Genomic DNA, 16,898 nt, shown 5'->3' with positions numbered 1-16,898 from the left:
CAGTCCCAAACGGACTTTGAGAAGACAGGAGTCCGGATGGCGTCGTCGCAGCGGGCCCTGCGCCACCGGGCGCGTGGGGCCCTGGTCATAGTGGTGCTCGTCCTTTTCGCCGCAGGGCTGGTGGGGAGCGGCAAACCCCACATCGCGGCGAGTCTGCTCCTCGCGTCACTCTGGCTTTTCCTTGCCTTCCGGCACCGGCCCTATCGGCCGCTGCCGTCGCTTTCCCGCAAACCCGTGCTGCACGACGAAGCCGAAGAGCCCTAATTGCCGGGGTGCTCCCTCACGTTCGCTTTGCCCGTTCTTTACACCGCGAGCTACCGGCCATTAGCATTCACAGCGGGTATCGACACCTGCACTCACGGTGCTTTCCAATCCTGGAGGAGGGAGGGGAAGCGACCTTGAGGAGTCTTTCATGTCCCGTACCTGGGCACGTGCGGTCACCGGCGCGTGCAGCGCACTGGTGGTAGCAGCGGCCACGCTCGTCATCGGCGGCGCCCCGGCAGCCTCGGCAGCCGACGGCTGCTCTGCGGAATACACGGTTGCCAGCGACTGGGGAAGCGGTTTCGTCGGCAACGTCACCGTCACCAACACCAGCGGAACGCCCGCCACCGGGTGGACGGTCCAGTGGACCCTGCCGTCCGGTCACACCATCACCAACACGTGGAACGCCGAACTGTCCGTGAACGGCTCCACAGTGACCGCCACCAACGCCTCGTGGAACGGGTCGCTCCCCGTGGGCGGCAGCGCGTCCTTCGGTTTCCAGGGCACGGGGTCGGGCGCCTCCTCCCTCCCCACCGACATCGCGTGCTTCCTCGACGCCCCGGGCGGCGGCACCCCGGGCGGCCCTAACGAGCCCGGTGGCCCCGATGAGCCCGGCGGTCCTGGAACCCCGGGCGAACCGGTGCGGATCATGCCGCTGGGCGACTCGATCACCGGCTCCCCCGGCTGCTGGCGGGCCCTCCTGTGGCGTGACCTGACCGACGCCGGATACACCAACATCGACTTCGTCGGCTCCCGCGCCGGCGACGGCTGCGGCTTCCCCTACGACCACGAAAACGAAGGCCACGGGGGCATGCTGGTCACCAACCTGGCTCGCAGCGGACAACTGTCCACCTGGCTGTCCGCCACCAACCCCGACATCGTGCTCATGCACTTCGGCACCAACGACGTCTGGAGCTCTCTGCCCACCCAGACGATCCTCGACGCCTACAGCACGCTGGTCAGTCAGATGCGGGCCAACAACCCGAACATGACGATCCTCGTGGCCCAGATCATCCCTATGGACTCGGCGCGAAGCTGCGCCACCTGCGCCCAGGGCGTGCAAGCCCTCAACGCTGCGATCCCCGCGTGGGCGGCCAGCGAAAGCACCGCCCAGTCCCCCGTCATCGTCGTGGACCAGTGGACCGGATTCGACACTGACGCCGACACCTACGACGGGGTGCACCCCAACGCTTCCGGGGACGCCAAGATCGCGCAGAACTGGCTGGAGGCGCTGATCCCGCTGCTTGACTAACCGTCTCCGCCAGCCGGGGGTGCGGCCCAGTGCCGCGCCCCTTCTTTTTCCACTCGGGAAACGCCGCCCGCGGGAGTTGCGGCACGTCCGCTCCGCAACCGGTCTACTGGACGTGCTCCCGGGCCCGCTGGGCTTCCCGCTGAGCGGTGTCCCGGGCCGCCTGCCCGCCGTGCGCCGCGGACTCCTTCACCTGCTGGGCGGCCTGCCGCGTGGACTCCTGGGCTTCTTCCCCGACCCGCTGCGCGGACTCCGTCAGCGACTGCTTGACCGGTTCCACTGCGCCGCCCATCCGTTCCTTGATCCGGCGGGCCGCTTCGCGTTCCGTCTGGCTGTCGGAGATCACCGACGCCGCGAGCAGTCCGGCGCCGAACGCGATGAGTCCAGCGGTCAGCGGATACCCCTGGGTGCGTTCCACAGTCCGGCCCGGCATCGACTTCACCGCTTCCGACGCCTGGCCCGCCCCGCTGCGGACGCTCTCTTTAGCTGAGGCAGCGTACTCCTGGGCCCGCTGCCCGGCCTCCTGTGCTTCTGCCTGGTCCGGGGAGGTTCCCATCACCCGCTCCTTGAGAGTGCGGAATGCGCCGCGGAGCTGGTCGATGCGCCGCCGCACCATCCCCCGAGGGCTGGCACGCTGGGCGATCCGGTCCACGTCGTCGCGGAGCTCCGCGCGGGTCACTTCGATGTCGTTCCTTATCTCCTCGGGTGTTTGGCCCACTGCGCGTCCTCCTTCAGCGTCTCAATAGTCCGTTCCGGCTTCGGGGAGACGTCGCGCATCTTGGCGCGGCCCACGAAGGCCAGCGCTCCGGCGGCGATCCCCCACAGCACGGCCACGATCAGCGCCGCCCACCCGGCGTCCATCACATTCGCCAGCGCATACACCAGGGCAAGGCTGGCGAAGCCGAGGAAGAGCAGTGCTGCCACGCCTGCTCCGGCGAGCATCCCCGCGGCCTTTCCTGCTTTGACCCCTTCTTCCCGGAATTCGGCTTTGGCCAGGTTCAGTTCCTGGCGGAACAGGGTCTGCAGGTCGTTCATCACCTCACTGATCAACTCGCCCAGCGAGGCTTCGTCCCGCTGCTGCGGTGCGCTGACACGCGAGCCAGTGCTCTGTTGCGGAATCTGCGGTGAAGCCATGTCACGTCCTCTCTGCGTGCTCGCCTGTGTGCGGGGGAGCCCTACGGCTCCTCGGCAGAGGGTGCGGACTCCTCCTGGCGGGGCGGAGGGGTCCGCACCGGTCCAGGGCCGGAACTCTCGACGGCCGAAGGCTCCGCTGTTTCCTCCTGCGACTCCTTGGTGACCGCCTTGGCCAGCCGCCCCACCGCGAATCCGGCGAGGGCAGCCCCGGCGAGGAAGAGTCCCGGCCGTCGCCGTGCAAACCCCCGGATCTCATCGGCGACTCCGTAGAGGCCGCGCTGGTCCAGGAAGTCAGCGGTGCGGTGTCCCCGCTCGGCGACCTGCCGCACCACATCCCGTACCGGCGAGTCGACCTCGGTCTGGTCTGCCATCGCCGCCAGGTCGTCCGACCATTCACGCACCATCTCCGCGACCCGCTGGGCCTGGGTCCACGTCTCTTCGTCGAGCTGGTCGCGTATCCTCGTGGCTACGTGCCGGGCTTGGGTGCGCGACTCGCCAGCGACTTCACGGGCCTGCTCTTTGACCGTCGCGGCGACTTCTCCCGTGGACTGGCGGGCCTGGTCGGCAACCTCCCCTGCTTTCTCTTTCGCTCCGCTGGACCGTCCACCTGCCTCGGAAGGCGCGGTCTCATAGGCCATTGCCGCCCACCTCTTCGTCTCGGGTCTGTGCGGTTGCTGGTAGTCGCAGCTACCCACAGCTCCCCCGGCCATGCCCGCACCGCCGACGAATCACGGCAGCACCACCGCTCACCCCGGTGCGTCTCCGGTTGCGTCCACCCAGTACCAAGGAGCCATGGCTTTTTTCCTCCTGCGGAAGCGCGAAGGCAGCGATGTCCGGTCCCGTGGTCCGCTCGCTGACCGGGACTTCCTTCTCCTGCTGGCGGCGACCGTCGGTGTGTTCACCAACTACGCGCCCCTGCTGTCCGTGGTCCCGCTGTGGGCCGCGGTGGGCGGCTCGGACCACAGCGGGGTGGGCACCACGACCGCGGTGACCATGGCGACAACCGTCGGCATCCAGGTGTGTATGAGCCGCCTGCTGCGCTGGTGGGGGCCGTACCGGCTCTTCGTCGCCGGGGCGCTGCTGCTCGGCGTGCCGACGTTCGGTTACCCGCTCTCCGCGGACCTGGGGTGGATCTTGGCGGTGTGTGCGGTGCGGGGCCTCGGCTTCGGCATCGTCACCGTGGTGGGAAGCGCGCTCGTCGCCGAGCTCACCACTCCTGACCAGCGCGGCAGGGCTGTGGGGTGGCACGGGGTCGCCGTCGGCATCCCCCAGATCGGGTTTCTTCCGCTAGGAGTGTGGGCGGCGGACACGTTCGGTTTTCCCGCCGTCTTCCTGGTCACAGGGCTGTCTAGTTCCTTGGCTGCTCTCCTCGTCGGCGGGATGACCCGGCGGAGCACGGCCTACGGCAGCCGACCGGAAGCCGACCAGCCGAGTTCCCGCCGCGTTCCGCTCCGCCCGCTCACCGCGCCCTGCCTGGTCATGCTCGTCTCCGCGTGCGCCCTGGGCGGCGCCACCGCGTTCCTGCCGCTGGCAGTGGACACCGTGATCGTCTCGGCCTCCCTGTTCGCGCTCTCTGCCGCGATGACCACGGGACGGTGGTGCGCGGGGGCGTGGAGCGACCGCTACGGCGCGGGACGCCTCCTCGTTCCCGGCGCGATCCTGTGCGCCGCGGGAATGGCGGGCCTCGCGGTCGCGGTCGCCGCGTTCCCGGTCCTGGCTGTCGCCGCCGCGGCGCTCTACGGGTTCGGTTTCGGCACCGTGCAGAACGACGCCATGGTCGTGATGTTCCACCGCGCTGGCCCGCAGAACCACGGCACGGCCAGCGCGGCCTGGAACGTCTCCTTCGACGCGGGCACCGGGGCGGGGTCGGTCTCGGCCGGGCTCATCGCGCAGGCCGTGTCCATTCCCGGCGCCTACGGTGCTGCCGCGTTCCTCATCACCGCCGCGGTCCCCTTCGCGTGGCGTGATGCCGGACGCAGGCGCGGCAGCGCACCCGCCCGTTGACGGACGGTCACCACTGGGCGGGGATGCGTTCCGCTTCTGGGGGAGGTCCCGGCGGGGTGCCGTCCCCGAACGGGCGGCCGCCCAGTTCTTCCCGGCCGTGCGGGGTGAGCCAGCCGGACAGGTCCGGTCCCAACGGCACGATCCCCGACGGGTTGATGTCGCGGTGGACCACGTAGTAGTGCCGTTTGATGTGGTCGAAGTCCACGGTGTCGCCGATGCCCGGTGTCTGGAACAGGTCGCGGGCGTAGGCCCACAGCACCGGCATTTCCGTGAGTTTGTTCCGATTGCACTTGAAGTGGCCGTGGTAGACCGCGTCAAAGCGGACGAGGGTCACGAAAAGCGCGATGTCGGCGACGGTGATGCTGTCGCCGACCAAGTACCGCTGCCGCGACAGGCGCTCTGAGAGAGCGTCGAGCCGGGTGAACAGGGCGGTGAACGCCCGCTCGTAGGTCTGCTGTGTGCGGGCGAAACCGCACACGTAGACGCCGTTGTTCACGTCCCGGAAGATCACTTCGCTGATCTCGTCGATCTCGTCCCGCAGCGGCTCGGGGTACAGGTCGGGTGCGCCTTCACGGTGGAGGCTCCGCCACTCGGTGGCGAAATTCGCGGGGATATGCAGGTAGTCGTTGGTGACGAGTTTTCCGCTCGGAATGTCGACGATCGCGGGAACGCTGATCCCGCCGGTGTACTCGGGGTCGCGGGCGTAGTAGGCCTCGGCGAGGAAGCGGATGCCGAGCACCGGGTCGCGGCCGTCCGGGTCGAGGGTGAACCGCCAGCTGCGTTCGTCCTGGATAGGGTCGGCCACGGCGAGGGAGATCGCGGATTCCAACCCTAGGAGGCGGCGGGCGATCATCGCCCGGTTGGCCCACGGGCAGGCCCGGCTGACGATCAGCCGGTACCGTCCCGCCTCTACCGGCCACCCTTCGGAGCCGTCCGCGGTAATACGGTCGACGAAGTGGCTCGGCGACCGTTTGAACTCGGGTTTGTTTGACGTGTCGGCTCCCATATCCACCCTTTCCGTCTGCGCTGTCGGGAGCGCATCCGCCTCTGGTTGATGCCCAGAGAACCATTCCCCGCTCCTTCCGGGATTTTCCGCTATCCCGCTTTTCGGCTGGGTAGAGGGGGCCTGTCAGGAGGGAGAGGGATGAGGCTTGACACGAGTCGGGCGGTTGACCGCCGGCTTGACGCCGTCTACCGCTGGGGTGCTGTGGCGGTCGCCGTGCCGTTGATCATCACCGGTCTCCTCGGGGCAGCGGGCCACGGTGTCGGGTTCGCCGTCGACCACGAGGTGGTCCCGGGGGTCTCGGCTGCGGAAGCACTGGGGTTCCTCATGGTGGCTGTCGGGTCGTTTCTCGTCGGCGGAGCGATCGTCGGCGGCACGGTCGCTTCCACGGTCAACATCGCGGTGGGCGCGGTGCTCGTGCTGGGCGGGCTGGGCGCGCTGCTGGTACTGGACACCCCGCACAACCTGCTCGCTTTGCGCATCTCGGACGTGATCTGCGGCTTTGTGGCCGGAATGGTGCTGTTGACGTCCGGCATGTACGGGAGGTTCAGCGGCCGCCTGCCCTACGACAACCCGTACTGGAGGTCCCGGAACCCGCGGTGGGTGCCGGAACCGCCGCGGCGGGCGCGCCCGTTCTTTGTCGGCCGGGGATGAGCGGAACCGCGGGATGCTTCCCGGCCGCGGCCTGCCCGTGCCGCAGTGGAAAAGCGGGCCCGGACAGCGGTGTCCACCCGCGGTTCCCCCGAGTGGCAGGTGTTCCACGGTGGGTAGATTGGTCCGGCTGTGCCGGTAGTGCGGCCGCGCTGTCGGAGGAGGGGGACACGCGGCGGGCTGGCGAGACGGTGATCGTGACGGGGGGACAGCAAGGGCGTGTGCGGTCCTGACGCCGCAGCACACCCCGCCGACCAATGTGGCCCGTATCACGCGGGAGGGGATGTGGTGTGATGTCCCCCGCGTCCGGTCGCAGCCAGCGGCGGCATGCACCGGATCCCGCACTGGCATAGCCCTTGTTTTCCCGTTGGTGCTACATGTGAGGAGCCACCCTTGCCGCAACACACGAGCCGGTCGGCGGCTGGTGACACCCCGCCCGGGCCTGCTGCTTCCGGGCAGCGTTCACTGTTACGCCGCCGCGCCTGGTATGGCGCGGCAATTCTGCTCATCCTGGTCTGGTTGTTCGGCGCGGGCCCGCTAGGCGCCTTCATGGGTCGGCTCACCGAAGTGCAGACCAACGACGAATCCTCTTTCCTCCCGGTCAGCGCCGAGTCCACCGAGGTCAGCCGGATCCAAGAGGAGTTCGCCCAAGAGCAGCGGGTTCCAGCGATCATCGCCTACTCTGCTGACCGCACGCTGACCGACGAGCAGTTGGCTGCCATCGGCGAGCACGTCGCGGTGATCCAAGACCACCCGGAGATCTCCGACGGCGCGGCGATCGGCCCGATGGTGGGCACCGAAGACGACTCTGTCGCCCAGGTCGTCGTCCCGTTGCGCGAGGACGCGGACGTCGGGGACGCGGTCGAAGAGCTGCGGGAGCTCCTCGCCGAGCAGCCCATCGACGGGGTGGACGTCTACGTGGCCGGCCCCGCCGGGCTTGTCGCCGATCTGTCTGCTGCGTTCGGGGGGATCGACAGCACCCTGCTGTTCGTGGCGCTCGGCGCGGTGCTCATCATCCTCATCACCGTCTACCGGTCCCCGATCCTGCCGATCGTGGTCATCCTCACCGCGATGCTTGCCCTGGTGCTGGCCGCGGCGCTCGTCTACGTCGCTGCGGCAGAGGAGTGGGTGCAGCTCAACGGGCAGAGCCAAGGCATCCTGTTCATCCTGGTCGTAGGGGCGTGCACGGACTATGCGCTGCTGCTGGTCTCCCGCTACCGGGAAACCCTGCAGGAGAACGCCCGCCCGTTGGAGGCGATCCGCACGGCTGTGCGCGGGACGGTGGAACCGATCCTCGCCTCCGGCGGCACGGTCATCCTCGGGGTGCTGTGCCTGCTCGCCAGCGACTTGGCATCCAACCGTGGACTGGGACCGGTGGCTGCGATCGGGATCGCCGCCGCGCTGATCGCGGCGCTCACCTTCCTGCCGGCGGTGCTTCTCCTGCTGGGTCGGGTCGCGTTCTGGCCGTTCCGTCCCGTGTTCGAAGGGGAGGCGAGCGAAGACACGGAGCCTACGGAGACGGTGCTGCGTCGCCACCGGCTGTGGGGTGCGATCGCGACTTCGGTGTCGCGCCACCCTCGCCGCTACTGGGTGGCGACGGCGGTTGCTCTGCTGGCCGCGGCCGCGTTCGTGCCGCAGTTCCGTGCCGAAGGCACATCGGACTTCGACATCTTCCGCACCGAAGTGGATTCGGTGGTCGGGCAGGAAGTGCTGGAAGACGGGTTCGGGCACGCGGTGACCGCCCAGCCCGCGGTGATCATCGCAGACGCCGACCACATGGACGAGGTCATCAAAGCCGCGGAGGGCGTGGACGGGGTGACCGAGGTGACGCCGCTCACCGAAGCACCAGAGATGCCGGGCGGACCGCCCGCCGGGGAAGACGGTGCTCCGGGCGGGCCGCCTGCCGGTGAGGACGGGGCCCAGGGTGGGCCGCCCCCAGGAGTTGCAGGCGGTTCGGAGGGCGGCGCGGACGGTCCCCCGCCCGGGGTCGCAGGCGGGCAGGACACAGCAGCCGAGCCGAAGGTTGTGGACGGCCGGGTGCTGCTCGAAGCGTCGCTGAGCGAGCCTGCTGAATCCACTGAAGCCGTGGAGATCACCCGGGAGCTGCGGGACGCCGTGCACGCGGTGGACGGCGCCAACGCTCTCGTGGGCGGCCCGTCCGCGGAGTCCCTCGACACCTTGGACACGGCGACCCGGGACCTCTACGTCGTGGTGCCGCTGGTGCTGGCCGTCGTGCTGCTGGTGCTGATCGTGCTGCTGCGGTCGCTGGTCGCCCCGGTGCTCCTCATCATCACCACGGTGGTGTCGTTCGGCTCGGCCCTGGGGGTGGGCGCGCTCGTCTTCAACCACCTGCTGGACCTGCCGGGCGCCGACCCCGGGGTGCCGCTGTTCGCCTTCGTGTTCCTGGTGGCTTTGGGCATCGACTACAACATCTTCCTCGTCACCCGGGTGCGGGAAGAGGCGGTCAACTTCGGCCACCGGGAAGGGGTGTTGCGCGGTCTCACCGTCACCGGCGGGGTCATCACCTCGGCCGGTGTGGTGCTGGCCGCTACCTTCGCCGCGTTGACCGTGGTGCCGCTGCTCTTCCTGCTGCAGTTGGCGTTCCTGGTGGCGTTCGGCGTGCTCTTGGACGCGCTGATCGTACGGTCCCTCCTGGTGCCCGCGCTCAGCATCGACGTGGGCCGGGCGATGTGGTGGCCGAGCCGCCTGGCCCGCGGCGCGCACTAGCCGCCGCAGCGAGCGGAGTACCGGGCCCGTGGTCCGCACCACTGGTGGGGGCCACGGGTCACTCCCACGGCCAGACCACGTGTGCCTGGCTGCGCCACAGGCCCAGCACTGAGACGTCCCCCGCCACGGTGAGCCCGTGGGGGTCGCGCCGGTTCCACAGCAGGGCGTACAGGTCGCTGGCGTTACCGGTGACCGTGCAGTCGGCTGTGCCGTAGCCGCGCACGGTCGACACTCCTTCTGGTCCGATGGTGGCCAGCCATGCGTCCCCGGTGTCTACGGCGCGGACGGCGAGAGTCCGCGGCGGTTCCGCGGTGACGACCGGGTTGCGGGACGTGAAGAAGTTGCGGAGGATCTCGTCGATCCCGTCGGCAGCGAGCCCTGCGGAGACGGGGGTGGGGGCGCGGTTCGCTGTCTCAGCGTCGATGCGGTGGATGGTGGTTTCGTGGGCTTGGCGGCGCGCCCAGAACTCCACTGGGGAGGGTGCGGGGTGAAAAGTCCAGCACTGGGTGGCCGGGTCCGCGTTCTTCAGCACGTCGATGAGCCGCGCGTGCCCTTCCCGGAACCAGTCGAGGAGTTCGTCGTCGCTGTCCGGCCAGTTCCAGATCTGCGCCGCGTATTGTTCTCCCCGCGGGCGCTGGGGTAGTTGCTCGCTGACCACGAGCGCAGCGAAACGGTGGACTTTGCCCGTGTGCTGGAGGAGGTCGCGCACCCGCCAGTCAGGGCAGGTGGGGACCTTCGCGTCCATGCCCGCCGCCGCGGCAGCCTCCGCCATCCGTGCGCCTTCCACGCGAAGCCAGCGGATATGGTCATCCCGTCGTGTCCTCACCGTTGCTCACCTCCAGAGGGGAATCTTTTCCAGGCAACCACACGGCGGTCACGCGCACATCAGGGGATTGACCTATCGTGGACGGCCCCGTATCCGGGTGGCACGGCTGGGGCGGCTGCTGTCCCAGGGGTAGGAGCGGATGCCGGGTGGTGGCTGCGGCCGAGGGCGGTCCGGGCGGACAGCGGTCAGGCGATCCTGCGGACCAGGTGCTCGTAGTCGACGACGATCCCGTTGCGGTCCACGGTCAGGTCGAAGGTCCCGTAGCCGGAGTCGCGGTACTGGTAGCGGTCCAGGCCTTCCGCGGAGGGGAGGCGCGTGTAGCGCTGCCGCATGCGGATCACTTTCAACGTGGGCACGTCCACCCAGGCGACGTGGATGTCGCGGTGTTCTCCGGGGGCCAGGCCCAGGCGGCGGATGGGAAGCGTGTTGGTGAGCGGTGCGGCAGCCACGTCGACGTCGACGCAGCCGTCCAGTTCGGGGGCTGCCTCACCGTTGACCGTCCACTGTCCGGAGCGGTTCACCAGTTCGAGGACGCGTGCTCCTTGCGCGTCGATGACGTCTACCCGGGCGGTGCGCGTGTGCCATGCCAGGTCGGTGGAGACACTGAACCGGCACGAGTAGCGTTCCCGGGCGCCCGCGACGACTTCGCCGGCTTCCAGCCGGAATCCGCACCGTTCGGTGATCAGGGTGCCAACACAGAGCCCCTCGGCGACGTCAAGCCGGGACCAGACGACAGGGAGCGTGTTCGTGGGGCTCATATCGACCGTTCTACCGGTATTTCCCGCTTGACCGCCATACCCGGCGCCCCGTTCGCGGTGTTGCGAGAGGAATGCGGAGAGTGGTGCGGGCCAGGACGTGCGGAGGCTTGCCCCGTCCGTCCTGGCCCGCTTTCAACCGACCGCCACATCGGCATTCGCCGTGGAGTGGACGACCGCGGCATCGGGGAGGACCCGCGTAGTCCGACACCGCGGCTGCCATCACCGCAGGCAGACACCACTCACCGAGAGAAAAGTAATCTACGTCACATAGTGGTCGACTGCGGGCCCCCGATCAACCCCTGTCTCGCCCGCGTTTTCCTCGCTGACCGGGGAACCCGCACGGAAACGGTCACTCTCCGCGACGCGGAGTGATGTTGACCGCGCCTCCCTGCGGCACGGGCACCACTTCGATCTTCCCGTCCTTCAACGCCTCGTAGAGGATGTAGCCCTCGGGGCCGAGCACGTCGACGAGCTGCTTGATCGCTTCCAGCTCCATTTCGACCCGCTTGTTCTCCTCCTCTTGGGCAGCGGTCTCCTCAATCGCCGTCTGCGCCCGGGTAAGGGCTTGACGCACGTCTTCCGGCGGAATCGGCTGCTGGATCGTCAACTGCGGGGTGCCGCATTCCTGGTCTTCCGCCCCCGTGTAGTTGGGGGCGCAGAAGAAGTCACCGCCGCCGCTCTGCTCCGCGATGTAGACCGAGAGCAGCTCCCCGACCTTCTGCTCCCACTCGGCTTTCGCTTCCGCCGAGGTGTAGAGGTCGCGCCAGGAGTACTCTTTCGTGGCGTCGTCGAGGGCACGGTTGAGCGGCTGGCCGATGTAGGTGACCAGCATCTCCACCCACCCTTCCGGGGTGTCGGCCTCGTACTTCAGGCCGATGCGCTCATGCCATTCGCGCAGGACCTCGCAGGTCGGGTTGAGGGTGAAGGTGACCACTCCCTCGACCGTCAGCTCCAGGTCGTCGTTGGACACCACCACAGCCTGGGACATCTCCGCGTGCTCCGCAGAGCTGAAGGTGAGCGTGCGCTGGCCTCCCGGGTAGATGTAGACCAGGTCACCCGGCCCGTAGTACTCGCGCTGCCCCGGGCCGATGCAGTTGTCGAACGTGGTGGAGGAGAACGGACCGGCGTCGTACTCCAATCCGATCTGGTCCGGTCCGGTCGACACCGAGCAAGCGGTGAGTCCGAGGACGAGCAGGGCTGCGGCAGCAATGCGGGGGGTTTTCACGAACTGTCCATCTCCCTGGTGATCTCTTCCGACGGTGGTGCCCCACCGGGAAACATTGAGCACCGAGAGCAGCAATCTCACAGATAATCACAGATTGACTACAAACCGTGCGGGACAACCACCAACCAGTTGTACGGTTCCGTTCTTTGTGAGTCCTGGACCGCCGCTGTGGTTCCCTCATCACAAATTTTTTCTCTTTGTCCCCGTCCGCCACGCGGATAACCGACCGGAGTCTCCGGCAGCGGACGCAGCCGGAAAGCCCGACGCGGCCTGCAGTCCGCCAGGGGCTCGGACCGCCTCCTGACACGCCGCACGGTTCTGTCCCGCCATCCGGATCCTCCTGCCCCTCCTGTCCTCCTGCCGCCCGGGCCCAGCGGGCTCGACGGCCGGGCCTGGGCGGCGCGGTGTGAAGAACACGACGCCGCACTGCCAAGCGGGACCGCCCAGCCCTGCCAGGCGAGCGCACACACCGGCTCTGGTCAGCACGATCACCGGGAAACACCCCGGCCTGCCGAGGGCATTCTACGGCCGCCAACCCCACAACACACCATCATGTTGTGGCTAGAATGGACAACCACCACTAGATGATGTGGTGTAAAGTCATGCCCCGCCGACGGTTCGCCGCGGAAATCCATGGCCGCGGCAGCGGGGGAACGGTGTGTTTTGGGCTGCCAAAGTTGTGGGCAGAAAGCCCCTGCCAGGACCACGTCAGCACCACACCCCCACGCCCCGGGGAGCACTACGTCCCGGTCCGCCGTCGGTATGCGCCCACGCCCATCCAGGGGCGCGGAAACCGTCGCGCAGCAGCATCCCGACAGTCGCATGCCCTGCGTTCTGTTGGCGTGCGCGGTTTTCCCACCCCGACCGGTTGTCACCTAGCAGGTTGGAGCCGCCTTGACCATCGACACGGACGTCGATTCCGCCGCAATCCCGGCCAGCATCCCCATGGAGCGGATCAGAAAGGTGGTAGCCGAGGCGTGCCAAGGGCTGCCCGGCGCGTCAGCAGAGACGGTGATCGCGGAAGCCACGCGCGGGTTCTACCCGGGTATCACCCCCGCTGAGCTTGAACTCGCCCTGATCATGGCGGCGCGCACGTTCGTTGAAACCGACCCCGACTACTCCTATGTCAGCGCCCGGCTCCTGTTGGACAAGCTGCGCCGGGAAGCCCTGACGTTCCTCAGCGGACACCCGGATGAGGCCACCCACGCCGACATGGCTCGGCGCTACCCCGAATACCTGCGCGCCTTCATCACGCGCGGTATCGAACTGGAGCACCTCACGCCCGAGCTCGCCGACTTCGACCTGGACCGGCTCGGTGCCGCGCTCCGCCCCGAACGCGACCTGAACTTCACCTACCTGGGCCTGCAGACCCTCTACGACCGCTACTTCCTGCACCACGAAGGCACCCGCTACGAACTGCCGCAGGCGTTCCTCATGCGGGTCGCTATGGGCGTGGCGCTCCACGAAGACGACCGGAACGCGCGGGCCATCGAGTTCTATGAACTGCTGTCGTCGTTCGACTTCATGTGCTCCACGCCCACCCTGTTCAACGCAGGCACCCGGCGTCCGCAGCTCTCCTCCTGCTTCCTCACCACTGTCGGCGACGACCTCGCGGAGATCTTCCGCGCCATCAGCAACAACGCCCTGCTGTCCAAGTACTCGGGCGGTCTCGGCAACGACTGGACCCCGGTGCGCGGCCTAGGCGCCCACATCAAAGGCACCAACGGCAAAAGCCAGGGCGTCGTCCCGTTCCTCAAGATCGCCAACGACACAGCGGTGGCGGTGAACCAGGGCGGCAAACGCAAAGGAGCGGTCTGCGCCTACCTGGAGACCTGGCACATCGACATCGAGGAATTCCTCGACCTGCGGAAGAACACCGGTGACGAGCGCCGCCGCACCCACGACATGAACACCGCCAACTGGGTGCCCGACCTGTTCCTCGAACGGGTGGAGAGCGACGCCCAGTGGACCCTGTTCTCCCCCGACGAAGTGCCGGACCTGCACGACCGCTACGGCGAGGACTTCGCCCGCGCCTACGTCGCCTATGAGCGTGCCGCGGACCGAGGGGAGATCCGCGTGTTTCGCCGGGTGCGCGCCGTGGACTTGTGGCGGCGCATGCTCACCATGCTGTTCGAGACCGGGCACCCGTGGATCACCTTCAAAGACCCGTGCAACCTGCGGTCCCCGCAGCAGCACGCCGGGGTCGTCCACTCGTCCAACCTGTGCACCGAGATCACCCTCAACACCAGCCTCGACGAGGTCGCTGTCTGCAACTTGGGCTCGGTGAACCTGGCCAACCACGTCGGCCCCGACGGGTTGGACGCGGAACGGCTGCGCCGCACCGTGCGCACCGCGGTGCGCATGCTCGACAACGTCATCGACGTGAACCTGTACACCATCCCCGAGGCGGAACGCGCCAACATGCGGCACCGCCCGATCGGCCTGGGGCTGATGGGCTACCAGGACGCGCTGTTCACGCTGCGGCTGCCCGTCGCCTCCCCCGAGGCCGTGGAGTTCGCGGATGAGAGCATGGAGCTGCTCAGCTACTACGCCATCGAAGCGTCCGCGGACCTGGCGGCGGAACGCGGCAGCTACTCCTCGTTTGAAGGGTCGTTGTGGAGCAGAGGCATCCTGCCGATCGACTCGCTGGAGCTGCTCGCTGAGGCGCGCCGCGGCGACCTGGATGTGGACCGCACCCAGCGGCTGGACTGGGACACGCTGCGGGAGAAGGTGCGCACCACGGGGATGCGCAACTCCAACGTGATGGCGATCGCGCCCACCGCCACCATCGCCAACATCGTCGGAGTCAACCCGTCGATCGAGCCGCTCTACCGCAACCTCTACGTCAAAGCGAACATGTCCGGCGACTTCACCGTCGTCAACCCTTCCCTGGTGCGCGACCTGAAAGAGCGCGGCCTGTGGGACGAGGAGATGGTGACGGCGTTGAAGCTCCACGACGGCAGCCTCGGCCCGATCGACCGGGTGCCCGAGGACTTGAAGAACCTGTACGCCACCGCTTTCGAAATCGACCCGATCTGGCTGGTCGACGCCGCATCCCGGCGGCAGAAGTGGATCGACCAGGCGCAGTCGTTGAACCTCTACATGGCTGAGCCGAGCGGCCGCAAGCTCGACGAGCTGTACCGGCGGGCCTGGCGCAAAGGCTTGAAGACCACCTACTACCTGCGGTCGCAGGGGGCGACGCACGTGGAGAAGAGCACGCTGCGGGGCACGGACGGCAGGCTCAACGCGGTCACCCCGGTGGCGGTCTCCGCTCCCAGCCCTTCGCCGACCCCTGCCCCACGCCCGGCGGCTGCACCGCCGCGGTCCGCCGCCGGACCGGCTCCGGACCTCACCGCCGAGGCTGCCGCGTTCTGCGCGGTGGACGACCCCGAGTGCGAAGCCTGCCAGTAGCCGCCCTCTTTTCCGGTCGCGTCCGCGAGAGCGGGCGCGACCTCGCCCACCACACAGGGAAAGGAATTCATGACCACCGTCAACACCACCGGTCTTGGCGAAATCCAGAGCGGAGCTGCCCGCGTCGACGTCGAAGACAAGCGGATGATCAACTCTCGCGCCGACGTCAACCAGCTGCTGCCACTCAAATACCGCTGGGCGTGGGAAAAGTACTTGGCTGCCTGCAACAACCACTGGATGCCGACCGAGGTCAGCATGCAGGCCGACATCGCCCTGTGGAAGTCCAAGGACGGGCTCACCGAGGACGAGCGGCTGATGGTCAAACGCAACCTCGGTTTCTTCGCCACCGCGGAGTCTCTGGTAGCGAACAACATCGTGCTCGCGGTCTACCGGCACCTGACCAACCCGGAATGCCGGCAGTACCTGCTGCGGCAGGCGTTCGAGGAGGCCGTGCACACGCACACCTTCCAGTACATCTGCGAAAGCCTCGGCTTGGACGAGGGCGAGCTGTTCAACATGTACCGGGAGGTGCCGTCGATCACCGCGAAGGACGCGTGGGCGCTGCGCTACACCCGCAACCTGGAGAACCCGAACTTCACGACCGGCACCCCAGAAGCCGACCAGGCGTTCCTGCGGGACCTTGTCGCGTTCTACGTCGTGCTCGAAGGGATGTGGTTCTACACCGGGTTCGCGCAGATCCTGTCGCTGGGGCGGCGCAACAAGATGGTGGGGATCGCCGAGCAGTACCAGTACATCCTGCGCGACGAAAGCATCCACCTGAACTTCGGCATCGACGTCATCAACCAGATCAAGATCGAAAACCCGCACCTGTGGACCGAGGAGTTCCAAGACGAGGTGCGGACCATGCTCATCGAGGCGTGCGAGCTTGAAGCCGCTTACGGGCGCGAGACCATGCCGCGCGGCATCCTCGGCCTCAACGCCAAGCTCTGCGAACAGTACATGCGGTTCATCACCGACCGCCGCGCCGAGCAGCTCGGGCTGGCACCGATTTTCGGAGAGACGGAAAACCCCTTCCCCTGGATGTCGGAAATGATGGACCTGAAGAAGGAGAAGAACTTCTTCGAGACGCGGGTCATCGAATACCAGACGGGGAGCGGTCTTTCCTGGGACTGACGTAGCGCTTGGCAGGGATTCTCCCCTCGCGAGGGGAGAATCCCTGCGCTGCCGGGGCAGGCCGCGGCAGTCCCGCTGTCTTCGCGGAGGTCAGACTACGTGCTGCCATGAGGGGCCGTCGGGGGATTCGAGCCACACCACATGGCCCTGCGGTCCCACCGTCAGCCCGAACTCTGACACTTCCGGGCGGCCGCGCTGGACCCACCAGGCGTGGGCCTGCTCGAGTTCCTCCCACAGCCTGCGAGGGCCGCCCTGCTCGACGCGGTCTGGGTAGACGCGCGCCCAGGAGGGCGAATCCGTGGCTGACAGCCACATCACCAGGCCGTCCGCGCTGCTCCGCAAGCCGTAGTTCCAGTGCGGGACCATCAGTGTCAACGGCAGCATGACCGTGGTGTCGGCGAGCAGCTCCTGCCCACCGTCGACCATCCGGGTCTCCTCGGGGTCCGCTTCTAGATCGTGCGGCGGGCCCCCTGACCAGCGCTGGGAGCGCAGCCACATGAACGCCGCCTCTTGGA

Annotated in this window: 14 protein-coding genes and 1 pseudogene; 7 read left to right on the top strand and 8 right to left on the bottom strand. The window is 67.9% G+C overall.

Features of this window, described 5'->3' with window-relative positions; genetic code table 11:
• Window positions 1-36: 36 nt before the first annotated feature.
• Both TF1_RS12515 and TF1_RS12510 read left to right on the top strand, forming a co-directional pair.
• Window positions 37-264 carry a hypothetical protein gene (locus TF1_RS12515; protein ID WP_016189404.1) on the top strand — a complete coding sequence of 76 codons (228 nt, stop codon included), beginning with the start codon at window positions 37-39 and terminating at the stop codon, window positions 262-264.
• Window positions 265-412: 148 nt separating this feature from the next.
• Window positions 413-1,513: a cellulose binding domain-containing protein gene (locus TF1_RS12510; protein ID WP_011293407.1), complete on the top strand. Its 1,101-nt coding sequence runs from the start codon at window positions 413-415 to the stop codon at window positions 1,511-1,513.
• A 103-nt stretch (window positions 1,514-1,616) separates the two neighbouring features.
• Here the strand turns inward: TF1_RS12510 and TF1_RS12505 are convergent, their stop codons facing one another.
• From TF1_RS12505 to TF1_RS12495, 3 genes are read right to left on the bottom strand one after another with little or no spacing between them, the layout of a single operon-like run.
• Entirely contained in the window at window positions 1,617-2,228 is a 612-nt protein-coding gene (locus TF1_RS12505; RefSeq protein WP_193742818.1) for a DUF3618 domain-containing protein, read from the bottom strand.
• On the bottom strand, window positions 2,204-2,644 hold the full coding sequence (locus tag TF1_RS12500) for a phage holin family protein (RefSeq protein WP_011293409.1): 441 nt from the start codon (window positions 2,642-2,644) through the stop codon (window positions 2,204-2,206). Before TF1_RS12500 ends, TF1_RS12505 begins: the two co-directional genes overlap by 25 nt.
• Before the next feature lie 41 nt (window positions 2,645-2,685).
• On the bottom strand, window positions 2,686-3,282 hold the full coding sequence (locus TF1_RS12495) for a hypothetical protein (RefSeq protein ID WP_011293410.1): 597 nt from the start codon (window positions 3,280-3,282) through the stop codon (window positions 2,686-2,688).
• Between the two features lie 154 nt (window positions 3,283-3,436).
• Here TF1_RS12495 and TF1_RS12490 point away from each other — a divergent pair, with 154 nt between their 5' ends.
• Entirely contained in the window at window positions 3,437-4,648 is a 1,212-nt protein-coding gene (locus tag TF1_RS12490) for an MFS transporter (RefSeq protein WP_016189407.1), read from the top strand.
• Window positions 4,649-4,655: 7 nt separating this feature from the next.
• On the opposite strand, the gene TF1_RS12485 is transcribed toward TF1_RS12490, so the two are convergent.
• Complete coding sequence (locus TF1_RS12485; RefSeq protein ID WP_011293412.1) at window positions 4,656-5,654, bottom strand: glutathione S-transferase family protein; 999 nt, start codon at window positions 5,652-5,654, stop codon at window positions 4,656-4,658.
• A 138-nt stretch (window positions 5,655-5,792) separates the two neighbouring features.
• On the opposite strand from TF1_RS12485, the gene TF1_RS12480 reads away from it, so the two are divergent.
• Window positions 5,793-6,305 carry a hypothetical protein gene (locus TF1_RS12480; RefSeq protein WP_011293413.1) on the top strand — a complete coding sequence of 171 codons (513 nt, stop codon included), beginning with the start codon at window positions 5,793-5,795 and terminating at the stop codon, window positions 6,303-6,305.
• Window positions 6,306-6,695: 390 nt separating this feature from the next.
• Window positions 6,696-9,029 carry an MMPL family transporter gene (locus tag TF1_RS12475; RefSeq protein ID WP_011293414.1) on the top strand — a complete coding sequence of 778 codons (2,334 nt, stop codon included), beginning with the start codon at window positions 6,696-6,698 and terminating at the stop codon, window positions 9,027-9,029.
• 58 nt (window positions 9,030-9,087) lie between these two features.
• On the opposite strand, the gene TF1_RS12470 is transcribed toward TF1_RS12475, so the two are convergent.
• From TF1_RS12470 to TF1_RS12460, 3 genes are all read right to left on the bottom strand, one after another.
• A complete protein-coding gene (locus tag TF1_RS12470; RefSeq protein ID WP_011293415.1) occupies window positions 9,088-9,855 on the bottom strand; it encodes a maleylpyruvate isomerase family mycothiol-dependent enzyme in 768 nt (255 codons plus the stop codon).
• A 185-nt stretch (window positions 9,856-10,040) separates the two neighbouring features.
• A complete protein-coding gene (locus TF1_RS12465; protein WP_011293416.1) occupies window positions 10,041-10,613 on the bottom strand; it encodes a putative glycolipid-binding domain-containing protein in 573 nt (190 codons plus the stop codon).
• Window positions 10,614-10,962: 349 nt separating this feature from the next.
• The gene (locus tag TF1_RS12460; RefSeq protein WP_011293417.1) at window positions 10,963-11,838 is read right to left on the bottom strand and encodes an SPFH domain-containing protein; all 876 of its coding nucleotides are present in this window, start codon (window positions 11,836-11,838) and stop codon (window positions 10,963-10,965) included.
• 945 nt (window positions 11,839-12,783) lie between these two features.
• Here TF1_RS12460 and TF1_RS12455 point away from each other — a divergent pair.
• Window positions 12,784-15,249: a ribonucleoside-diphosphate reductase subunit alpha gene (locus tag TF1_RS12455; protein ID WP_011293418.1), complete on the top strand. Its 2,466-nt coding sequence runs from the start codon at window positions 12,784-12,786 to the stop codon at window positions 15,247-15,249.
• Window positions 15,250-15,318: 69 nt separating this feature from the next.
• Entirely contained in the window at window positions 15,319-16,383 is a 1,065-nt protein-coding gene (locus tag TF1_RS12450; RefSeq protein WP_011293419.1) for a ribonucleotide-diphosphate reductase subunit beta, read from the top strand.
• 90 nt (window positions 16,384-16,473) lie between these two features.
• Here the strand turns inward: TF1_RS12450 and TF1_RS12445 are convergent.
• Window positions 16,474-16,898, bottom strand: a pseudogene (locus tag TF1_RS12445) (methyltransferase domain-containing protein); the annotation flags it as partial.

It is taken from the genome of Thermobifida fusca NBRC 14071 = JCM 3263 (assembly GCF_001592045.1).
In the GTDB taxonomy this organism is placed as follows: Bacteria; Actinomycetota; Actinomycetes; order Streptosporangiales; family Streptosporangiaceae; genus Thermobifida; species Thermobifida fusca.
The sequence above is the reverse complement of the archived record's forward strand: the minus strand, read 5'-3'. Positions and strand labels throughout refer to the sequence as shown.

Bases quoted from the DNA above. Each gene is read 5' to 3' on its own strand.
- TF1_RS12450 (WP_011293419.1), top strand. From the start codon at position 15,319: ATGACCACCGTCAACACCACCGGTCTTGGCGAAATCCAGAGCGGAGCT.
- TF1_RS12485 (WP_011293412.1), bottom strand. From the start codon at position 5,654: ATGGGAGCCGACACGTCAAACAAACCCGAGTTCAAACGGTCGCCGAGC.
- TF1_RS12500 (WP_011293409.1), bottom strand. From the start codon at position 2,644: ATGGCTTCACCGCAGATTCCGCAACAGAGCACTGGCTCGCGTGTCAGC.
- TF1_RS12480 (WP_011293413.1), top strand. From the start codon at position 5,793: ATGAGGCTTGACACGAGTCGGGCGGTTGACCGCCGGCTTGACGCCGTC.
- TF1_RS12510 (WP_011293407.1), top strand. From the start codon at position 413: ATGTCCCGTACCTGGGCACGTGCGGTCACCGGCGCGTGCAGCGCACTG.
- TF1_RS12495 (WP_011293410.1), bottom strand. From the start codon at position 3,282: ATGGCCTATGAGACCGCGCCTTCCGAGGCAGGTGGACGGTCCAGCGGA.
- TF1_RS12465 (WP_011293416.1), bottom strand. From the start codon at position 10,613: ATGAGCCCCACGAACACGCTCCCTGTCGTCTGGTCCCGGCTTGACGTC.
- TF1_RS12455 (WP_011293418.1), top strand. From the start codon at position 12,784: ATGGAGCGGATCAGAAAGGTGGTAGCCGAGGCGTGCCAAGGGCTGCCC.
- TF1_RS12515 (WP_016189404.1), top strand. From the start codon at position 37: ATGGCGTCGTCGCAGCGGGCCCTGCGCCACCGGGCGCGTGGGGCCCTG.
- TF1_RS12490 (WP_016189407.1), top strand. From the start codon at position 3,437: ATGGCTTTTTTCCTCCTGCGGAAGCGCGAAGGCAGCGATGTCCGGTCC.